General features: G+C 44.9%; 8 protein-coding genes. All 8 read right to left on the reverse strand.

All coding sequences use genetic code 11. The features are described from left to right. Positions 1 to 40: 40 nt before the first annotated feature. The 8 genes from G632_RS0102815 to G632_RS0102850 all read right to left on the reverse strand — a co-directional run bounded on the left by G632_RS0102815 (position 41) and on the right by G632_RS0102850 (position 9,233). Positions 41 to 427: a hypothetical protein gene (locus G632_RS0102815; RefSeq protein WP_022767516.1), complete on the reverse strand. Its 387-nt coding sequence runs from the start codon at positions 425 to 427 to the stop codon at positions 41 to 43. A gap of 12 nt (positions 428 to 439) precedes the next feature. Further along, on the reverse strand, positions 440 to 1,426 hold the full coding sequence (locus G632_RS0102820) for a transglutaminase domain-containing protein (protein WP_022767517.1): 987 nt from the start codon (positions 1,424 to 1,426) through the stop codon (positions 440 to 442). Then, a complete protein-coding gene (locus G632_RS0102825; RefSeq protein WP_022767518.1) occupies positions 1,426 to 2,406 on the reverse strand; it encodes a hypothetical protein in 981 nt (326 codons plus the stop codon). The genes G632_RS0102820 and G632_RS0102825 overlap by 1 nt, the downstream gene beginning before the upstream one ends. A 119-nt stretch (positions 2,407 to 2,525) precedes the next feature. Then, positions 2,526 to 4,202: a hypothetical protein gene (locus G632_RS0102830; RefSeq protein WP_022767519.1), complete on the reverse strand. Its 1,677-nt coding sequence runs from the start codon at positions 4,200 to 4,202 to the stop codon at positions 2,526 to 2,528. A gap of 103 nt (positions 4,203 to 4,305) precedes the next feature. After that, the gene (gene radA / locus G632_RS0102835) at positions 4,306 to 5,685 is read right to left on the reverse strand and encodes a DNA repair protein RadA (protein ID WP_022767520.1); all 1,380 of its coding nucleotides are present in this window, start codon (positions 5,683 to 5,685) and stop codon (positions 4,306 to 4,308) included. Positions 5,686 to 5,756: 71 nt separating this feature from the next. Then, positions 5,757 to 6,167: a hypothetical protein gene (locus G632_RS0102840; RefSeq protein ID WP_022767521.1), complete on the reverse strand. Its 411-nt coding sequence runs from the start codon at positions 6,165 to 6,167 to the stop codon at positions 5,757 to 5,759. An 89-nt stretch (positions 6,168 to 6,256) separates the two neighbouring features. Then, on the reverse strand, positions 6,257 to 8,833 hold the full coding sequence (locus G632_RS0102845; RefSeq protein WP_022767522.1) for an ATP-dependent Clp protease ATP-binding subunit: 2,577 nt from the start codon (positions 8,831 to 8,833) through the stop codon (positions 6,257 to 6,259). A 16-nt stretch (positions 8,834 to 8,849) separates the two neighbouring features. Next, a complete protein-coding gene (locus G632_RS0102850; protein ID WP_022767523.1) occupies positions 8,850 to 9,233 on the reverse strand; it encodes a GntR family transcriptional regulator in 384 nt (127 codons plus the stop codon). Positions 9,234 to 9,852: the final 619 nt, after the last annotated feature.

Genomic DNA, 9,852 nt, shown 5'->3' on the forward strand with positions numbered 1-9,852 from the left:
GTCGTCATGTTGTATCATTGTATGATTTTATCAGTTTACTTTATTCAATTTCTGTGGTTCCATCATCGTAAGTTATAACCCAGTATCCCTTGCCTGTTCCGCAGTCCTCATGATACTCTTTGTCAACTATCACGTGCTCTGCTTCTGAAGGCTGGCCTTCTAAAGGTATGGAATCATTGTTTATATAAGTAATCTTATAATATGAGTCGGGCTTTACTTCCGGTTCTATGACCGCATTGTCAATATTTATATCCTCTTGCACCTTGGGCACGTCAGTTACAGTGACTGTAGGTATGTCGTCATCTGCAACAAGACCTTCAAGCAAGTACCTGTATGCAGGTACTGCAGAGTACAGCACTATGTTGAATATAAAGACGCATAATACTGTTCCTGCGAATATGCTCAAAAATGTAAGAATCCTTCTCATATCTTTTCCTCTTTAATAATTTACTTTGTAGCTTGCTTCCTTGATGATAGGTCCGGCAGGATAGCTATCATAGGTCTGCTTGTAGTATCCGCTTCCCTTTGCTCTTTGCATCTCCGCGTCGAAGATGTACCAGTTGTTTCCAATCTTGACCTCAGTCCAGGCATGAGGTGTTCTGCCTCCAAGAGCTGATGTAACGCTTCCGGTGCAGACTCTTGCTTCATATCCAAGTCCCAGGGCTATATATGCAAAAGCTGATGCAAAGTTGTAGCAGTTGCCCTTTGAATTCAGCAGAATATCTGTCGCGTAGCTCTCAGTCCAGTCGCCCTCGGGTACTCCCAACTTTCTCTCATAGACAGATGCCTTTACGAAGTAGTCAAAGCATCTTTCAAGCTGCTTTTTCTGTGACATGTCACCGGTGGTGCTCATTTCCACCACGGAGGCTACCAGCTTCATGATATCCGTCTCTGGATTTTTAAGTGTTCCGTCGGTGTCCTTCCACTTGATGCCGTATTCTGTATGGATAAAGTGAGGACCTGTTATCTCCCATTCCATCATGTTCTCGGATGCCTGGCTGTTAACCAATCCCCTTATCTGGGTCGTCAGATCTTTATCCAGTCCGTAGAGTGCATTTGATCCTATCCTAACCACCGTATCCGGAATCACAGCTCCCTTAAGCGCAGCCGGAAAACATATAAGCTCTGTCAGATCCTTGTTGTAGAGGCAGTCACTATAGGAGGTGTAGTATGGATTGTTTGTGCTTACCGTAATGGACCTCAAGTTATTGAGTCCCTTAAAGGCATTTGAAGAAATATCGACCACATCACTTCCTATATGAATGGTGGAAATCGATGTATTGCCTCTGAAAGTCGTATAGTCGATACTGGTTATAGTCACTGCCTTGGCGCTTACAGAAGGCACCATGGTAAATGCAAGAGCAAGTATCAGTACGCTGCACCATATCTTTATTCTTTTAAAAGACATTTCGGAAAAGAGTTTCATCAATCAACCTTCGGCTTCTTAATGGTTATAACGTCGCTTTCATTAGCATAGTTGTAATAGTTCTTTATATCCTTCTTGGTTCCGCCCTGGTTCGGGTGCTTTCCGTATCCGGCCCAGGAATTTATCGGATCCGCATATGCCTCGTGATTGTCGCATACGATCTGGCACCACTGATCATCCCACTTGTTAGCATTTACATGCACCCACTTAAGAGGAGGATCATCATCCATTACAGCGTCCAGATAATCCAGGATAAGTCCCAGTGCTCTTGTGGATCCTGCGCAGGTATATTCCTGGCCGATGAAAACTCCGTAGGCTGTTCTGTATATCTTGCTGTTTGAGCTCTTAACCTGGTCCTGTGTCAGCTCCACACCAAGGTCGCAATAAGCTCTGACAATTCCTGTCGCATATACGATCATCTTAATCTGATCGCCATCTTTGTAAGCGTCATGTTTTGGTTTAACGTGATCATACACATGCTGCGCAATCTGATAAGCAATATCTCTTGCTGCAACTTCCTGAGCTCTTGTCATTCCACCGTTGCTGTGCAGGTTTCCGGAAATTACAACCATTCCGTCCTGCTTTTTGCTGGTCTTCTGATAAGAAGGAACAACATACTCATAACTGCTGCTCTGAGGATAAGCCCCTAGAACGATCTGCTTGTCGGCAACACGTTTTTCTTTTATTCCAAACTCTACGTAGTGCTTGATAAGCAGATCCGGATTTGGACCAAAAGCATCACGCAGATCAGAGTAGTTTAAATAGTAATAAAGCGGATTATAGTAATAAGGAGCCCCCGAATAATCCACGCCATTGTACTTAGTTGTGCCCTTTTCCAGTGTTTTTCGTGTATCCTCGGAGAGCTTTATACCATCTCCCTGAGTATATCCGGCTGCCTGAGCTTTTATTGCATTAACCGGGAAAAGAACCAGTCCACAGATCATGGTAATTCCAAACACTGCGCAGACCACTCTCTTCAATGACAACCTCATGAAAAGCACCTCACTTTCGACTGAACTTTGGGTAAAAAAGAGCATAAAAAAAGCCAACAAGATTTTCATACATTAATCTTATCGGCTTATTTTATAAAATATTTATACTAATTCGAATGTTTTCCGTTAATTAAAGTTAACGCTGCAAAAGCAAAACCTGATATCAGCACCAGTAGTCTGATATGATAGTCATCGGCAGTATCTGAAGTATCAGCTCTTCTTGCTCCCAGAACTCTTTGCGAAACAGTGCTGTTACCTGCTGCCTGAAGAGAGTCCATCACCACGTTTCCTGTGGTGGCTGTGAGTCCTGAATTCGTTCTTATGACTGAAATGATTGATGTAGTCCCGGAAGCTGATGTATTCTCACTTCCACTAACCGTTGCAGATTCTCCGGTTCCCGGATCTACCAGTATCAGCTCACCGTTTACCTTTTTGATATTGTAGAGGTCATTAACAGGTTTGCCGTTTTCATCAACTATGATGACAGTGGTTATCTCGTTAACCGATTTTCCTACACCGGTCTGGCTTCCGTTAATAACTACTTTTTCTATCCTGTGTCCCTCAAGGAGTGATCCTGAGGTAATGGTAAAACTGTCATCCGTAAGAGTCTGACCCTGGTTGTTTTTAACCGTAGTGCCTGCCTCAACTGTAATATCCCTGGCTTTTACATTTACCGTTCCTGTAACAGGAAGGACATTAAACTTGGCGGGAAGAATATTGCCGGCTGAATCCTTGATGATAAAATCAGCAGCACTCCTTAATGGGTGATCATCAGCGTCATAGAAAACAACTTCCTGTGAATCGCCGATATTTGTGACCTTGGCAAAGGCCTTAACAACATTAACCCAGAAGTTCTGTCCACGGTAAGTAAACTCTGTGCCCTGTCCATTATCCGCATAGGATTTGGTTCCGATAAACTGACCATAGCACTCGTAGAGGTATCCGATAATGGGATTATCGCTCTCTTTGTCTTTTACCACAATCTCAAAACCACCAACGATATGCTCTTTGCCGTCAAAGACGATTTCCTTGCACTCTTCCCCATTTTCAAGAAACAGTGCTCTGATCTCCAGCGTAACATCAGAAATAGGATCGGCTACTTCTACAGGTTTATCTTGATCTTTTGGATCTTCTGTTTCCTGTGGGTCTTTTGGATCCTGTGGATCTTCTGTTTCCTGTGGGTCTTTCGGATCCTGTGGATCTTCTAATTCCTGTGGATCATTTGGATCCTGTGGGTCTTCTGTTTCCGCAATAGTTCTTTCTCTTATTACACCGTCAACATGAATTGTGACGTCGGCATTAGGATAGCCGGTTGTAGCACTTTTAATGACATACCAAACAACGTAGTGCTTAGTCTCATCAAATTCTCCAACCGCTTCCTTTATGTCTGCCGCCTGTGGGAGCCTGCTCAGCATCTGTGAAACCTCATTGGATGCTGTGAATCCATCAGATAAAAGAGACTCCTCAGAGCCATCAACTGCATGAGCACTCTCAGAATAAGAAGTAGAAACTGCTCCGTCAACTCTGATAGCAGATGAATACTGGGCTGCAGAGTAGTTACCGGGTTCTTCCGGTATATCAGCCCCGACTGCTGCTCCTCTTATAAAGAAGCACACATCAAGAGCTCTTTCGGTATCCTCCATGATATCTGTCTGGATAAAGTCCTGATCGCTATTTAGTTCTTCAGCTCTGACACTGATTGACGTGCTACCGCTCCCCAGCACAGCACAAAATATCATCAGCGTCATCAGAATGCAAAGCGCATTCCTGACCCGGATTTTCATAACGAATGCAACTCCCAAAATTGATTTATATAAACATACTGAAATATCATAGCAAATATTCTATCATATCAGCTATCATATCTGCGTGTTTTTTTGTATGGAATCAAAATATCCTCATGGCATCGGATATAGATGAAACACCGATTATCTCTACATCTTTGAAGGTACTTTTTAGCTTGGATTCAAGAGCTCTGGGTACAATGCAGGTCTTAAAGCCGAGTTTCCTTGCTTCTGACACTCTGGCTTCTGCCATGTTTACTGAACGCACTTCTCCTGATAATCCAACTTCACCGAAGGCAATCACATCTCCGCTTATGGGTTTGTTCTTAAAGCTTGAGATTAGTGCAAGGCAGATTCCAAGATCAAGCGAAGGCTCTGCTATTCTCATTCCTCCTGCAAGATTTACATAGGCATCCGATTCACCCATCTGAAGACCTACTCTCTTTTCAAGAACTGCCATTAAGAGATTAACTCTGTTGTAGTCTGTTCCGTTTGCCTGTCTCTTTGGAAATCCGAAATTGCTCCTGCAGACAAGGGCCTGAATCTCAATAAGTATCGGTCTTGTTCCTTCGACAGAGCAGGTCACGATTGATCCGCTGGCATTTTCAGGTCTTCCATCCAGCATGAACTCTGAAGGATTGGTAACCTCCACAAGGCCCTTCTCCTGCATCTCGAAGACTCCGATTTCGTTGGTGGAGCCAAAACGGTTTTTTACTGCCCTGAGAATCCTGTAGGATGCATGCCTGTCGCCCTCAAAGTAAAGAACAGTATCAACCATGTGTTCAAGAACTCTTGGTCCTGCAACCTGGCCTTCCTTGGTCACATGTCCCACGATGAATATTGAAATATTCATGCTCTTGGCAATGCGAAGCAGCACCGAGGTAGACTCCCTGACCTGAGAAACACTTCCCGGAGCTGATGAAACAGCCTCATTGTACATGGTCTGAATTGAATCGATGATGACAACCTTGGGTTTAGCCCTCGTAATAGCTTCCTCAATATTTCCAAGATTGGTCTCACACATGAATTTGAGTTTATCCGAGAACTCCCCTATTCTGTTGGCTCTTAGCTTGATCTGGCGAAGAGATTCCTCACCTGAAATATATAAAACGTCTTTATCATCAGATGAAATATTGCCTGCCACCTGCAAAAGGATAGTTGACTTACCAATTCCCGGATCGCCTCCCACAAGGATGAGCGAACCCTTAACAAGTCCTCCTCCGAGGACTCTGTTCAGCTCCCCTATGTGTGTGTCGTACCTCTCCTCGTCATTCATCTCAATGTCCGAAAGAGCCTTTGGAGCCTCATATGCTCCACTGCTGCCCGTCGAGGCACTTATCCCCTTGGCCGGCTTTGCAGCAGGCTTAACCGTCTCCTCAACAAATGTATTCCATTCCTTACACCCCGGGCACTGTCCCATCCATTTGGATGACTCATACCCGCAGCTCTGACAGAAAAAAACTGATTTGATCTTTGTTGCCATTTAACCTCCCTTATACCCCTACAATTAAAAAGAGCTTTCCTTATCAGGGAAAGCTCTTTGATAATATTTTGTTATTTACAGACCTTGACCTCTACAGGGCCTTCGCCTGACAGTTCCACGCTGATGTTCAGCTTGCCGCCAAGATTGGTAGTCATCTTGCCGATGCTGTTTCCGCCAACAGATACACTGTACTCAGTGTTCTCCAAAAGTCCAAGTGTGATCTGTGCATCGCTGTCACCTTCTACACTGAACTCCACCCCGTTATCTGTCTCTTTGAAACCTGTGACAGCAGTTCCGGGAACTGACTCATAAACAAAGTTCTCATTACTCTCGAGCTTTGTGATATCCTTGTAGGTCTTTACCTTGAGGATATTACCGTTGTGCTCAAAATTCTCCAGCTTCTTCTTTTCCGGAAGCTTGTAATTGCCAAAGCTTACAGTGCCATCACTTTCAGCTTTGATCAACTGTTCTACGACAGCCATAGTAGCCCTCCTAAGCATGTTGCACTTTTAATAAGTAACCCATATATAAAGTATATCCTACTCCGACACATTATTAAATTAAATTTTTCTTATTTTTTGGCCGTCTTTTTTGTTGCCTTTTTGACCGGCTTTTTAGTGGTCACAGTGCTCTTTGTCTTGGATGTGCCCTTGCTCTTCGTGGTCTTGACGGACACCTTCTTGACAGAAGAACTCTTTCCGTCTTTTCCGACAAAGACAACCTTGTCATCCTTAAGAGTTACCGTAACATCCATACCTGCCTTGATGTTGCCCTTAAGAAGTTCTTCGGCCATTGCATCCTCAATGGTGGACTGGATAGCTCTTTTAAGAGGTCTTGCACCCATCTTGGCATCGGAATTCTTGGTAACCAGGTACTTCTTAACTGCAGGTGAAATGGTAAGATTGATATCCATCTGAGCCTTGCATCTCTTGGAGAGATTCTGAGAAAGAAGTGTTACGATATCCATCATCTCTTTCTCTGTAAGGGTATGGAATACCATGATCTCATCAATACGGTTGATGAACTCGGGTTTAAAGAGCTTTTTAACCTCTTCCATAACGCCGTTTTTCATGTCTTCGTAGTCTCTCTTGGCATCAGGTCCGGCGCCAAAACCGAGCTTCTTGGGATCAACGATCTTCTGAGCTCCCACATTGGAAGTCATGATAAGGATGGTATTTTTAAAGCTTACCTTTCTGCCCTTGGAATCTGTGATGTGTCCGTCATCAAGCACCTGAAGAAGGATATTGAAGATATCCGGATGAGCCTTCTCAATCTCATCAAACAGGATTACGGAATATGGATGGCGACGTACCTTCTCAGAGAGCTGGCCTCCATCATCAAATCCGACATATCCGGGCGGTGATCCGATCATCTTGGATACCGAATGACCTTCCATGTACTCAGACATATCAACTCTTATAAGAGCATTCTCATCACCAAACATTGCCTCTGCAAGTGCCTTGGACAGCTCTGTCTTACCTACACCTGTAGGACCCAGGAAAAGAAATGATCCAATAGGTCTGTTTGGATCCTGAAGTCCAACTCTTCCTCTTCTGATAGCCTTGGATACTGCCTTTACAGCATCCTCCTGACCGATAACTCTCTTGTGGAGTACAGACTCAAGTTTAAGGAGCTTCTCAGACTCTTTTTCTGCGATCTTCTTAACAGGGATTCTGGTCCATTCAGCCACAACCTCTGCAATGTCATTCTCATTAACGATGAAACCTGATGTGAGGTTCTTCCTCTTCTCTGCAGCTCTTACCTTCTGGAGCTTATTAAGGAGCTGGTTCTGCTGCTTGTTGTATAATCCGGCATTGGCAAAGTCGCCTGCCTTTAAGGCATTTTCTATGCTGATGTCGAGATCCCTGATCTTCTGCTCAAGGTCTTTTACCTTAGAGGAAACGCCCATGGTGCGCAGTCTTACGGCTGAAGCTGCTTCATCGATAAGGTCAATGGCCTTATCCGGAAGGTTTCTGTCATTGATATATCTCTCGGAGAGCTCAACTGCAGCCTTGATAGCTTCAGGAGTAATGGTAACTCTGTGGTGCTCCTCGTATTTGCTGACAATTCCGTTAAGAATTGCTGTAGCTTCTTCCTTCGTAGGCTCATCCACATTTACAGGCTGGAATCTACGCTCTAAGGCAGCGTCCTTCTCCACATACTTGCGGTACTCAGTGATGGTTGTCGCACCGATCATCTGGATCTCGCCTCTGGCAAGAGACGGCTTAAGGATGTTGGAAGCATCGATGGCGCCCTCTGCGCCGCCGGCACCGATAAGAGTGTGCATCTCGTCTACAAAGAGGATGATATTGCCATCATCTGCAACTTCCTTAATGACCTTCTTGATTCTCTCCTCAAACTCACCTCTGTATTTGGAACCTGCGATCATACCTGAAAGATCCAGGGTTACAAGTCTCTTGTTCTGTACTGTAAGCGGAACATCGCCTGAAGCAATTCTCTGGGCAAGGCCCTCTACAACCGCAGTCTTACCTACACCCGGTTCACCGATAAGGCATGGATTGTTCTTGGTTCTTCTTGAGAGGATCTGGATTACTCTCTTAATCTCCCTTTCTCTTCCGATAACAGGATCGAGCTTACCTTCGGTGGCAAGTGCTGTCATGTCTCTGCTGTACTGAGCCAGGATTGATGCTTTCTTGCCGGTCTTCTGTGCAATTGCTTTCTTACCAAGATCCTCTTTTACAATATTGGGGTCCTCGCCCATGGCAGCAAGGGTCTCAGCATAAATCTTCTGAGCAGGTACGTTGAGAGTGCTGATAAGTCTTACAGCTACGTTCTCTCCCTCTTTGATAAGGGCAAGAAGAATATGCTCTGTTCCTGTCTTGTCTGCATGGAAACGCTCTGCCAGCTTGTGAGCCTCCTCAAGGACCTTCTCAGCTCTTGGTGAGAAGCCGTCCCTGTCAAGGGTCCTGACATTGCTATCGGGAACGATAAGGTCTCTTATCATGTCCATCATCCTGTTCTCATCGATACCGTTGTCGATAAGGATCCTGGATGCCACACATCCATCCTCTAAGATAAGTCCCATGAGGATGTGCTCTGTTCCCACATAATTAAGTTTAAGTGTCCTTGCTGTCTTCTTGGCCAGCTTAAGGACGTCATTGGCCATCGCCGTGAATTTAGATTCCATATATTAATCCTTTCTGTTAAAGGTTTGTGTAAGCCTCGTAATTGTCATAGAGTTCATCTACCAGTGAATGGATATCATCCCTGCCTATTCCCTTACAAATAGCTCTGGCAAGTACTACTGCCAGCTCGCTCCTCGCTTCCTTAAGGGCCTTGAGCTTGTTGATATCAAGGGCGATTATCGCACCTCTCCTCCTGTCAATCTTCACAAATCCTTCCTGCTGAAGAATGGAGTATGCCTTGTTGACCGTATGCATGTTGATGCCTATGGTCTCTGCCAGCTGCCTTACACTGGGAAGCTGTTCTCCCTCCCTGAACTGAGACGTGGCAATTCCCAATATGATCTGATTACAGAGCTGAACGTATATCGCCTCATCACTGTTAAAATCAATTTCTATGATCATAGATCGCGCCTCCTTACTGTGATATGTTTAGTATAACACATATTACAGAATTTTCCTACTGCCTGGAAAGAGTCCTTTGTTGGCGCTGTTTTGCTGTTTTGCTGGCGTCGCCAGCCCATGTGCCAGCCTCACATCCCGCCCCGGCTGCGCGGACATTGTAGCACAAAATATTAGGACTGCAAGGGCTGCCCGATCTTGTAGCTCAGCGTACTGTCCCTTGCAGTCCTAATATTTTATGCATCTTGGTCACTAAGCCGGGGCAGCATGTTAGGTTATCGAAGATCTCTAAGTTTTTTCATGTCCCGGTGGACATAACCTGCGCTTCTGCCACAGATTTCTGCTAAGTTCTCTCCTTCATCTGCACATTTCTCATGTCCCAGACATGGATATGTGGCTATCTGCCACATACTTCAGCTAGAGCCCCCCTTGTGCAAGCTTTTTTCATGTCCCGGTGGCAATATCCTATGCTTCTGCCACAGATTTCTGCTAAGCCCCCGCTTTCATATGCACATTTCTCATGTCCTAGACATAGATATGCGGCTATCTGCCACATACTTCGGCTAAAGACAACCCCTTGTGCAAGCTTTTTTCATGTCCCGTATACAATAACCTGCGCTTC

Source organism: Butyrivibrio sp. NC2007, from assembly GCF_000421405.1.
Taxonomy (GTDB): Bacteria; Bacillota; Clostridia; order Lachnospirales; family Lachnospiraceae; genus Butyrivibrio.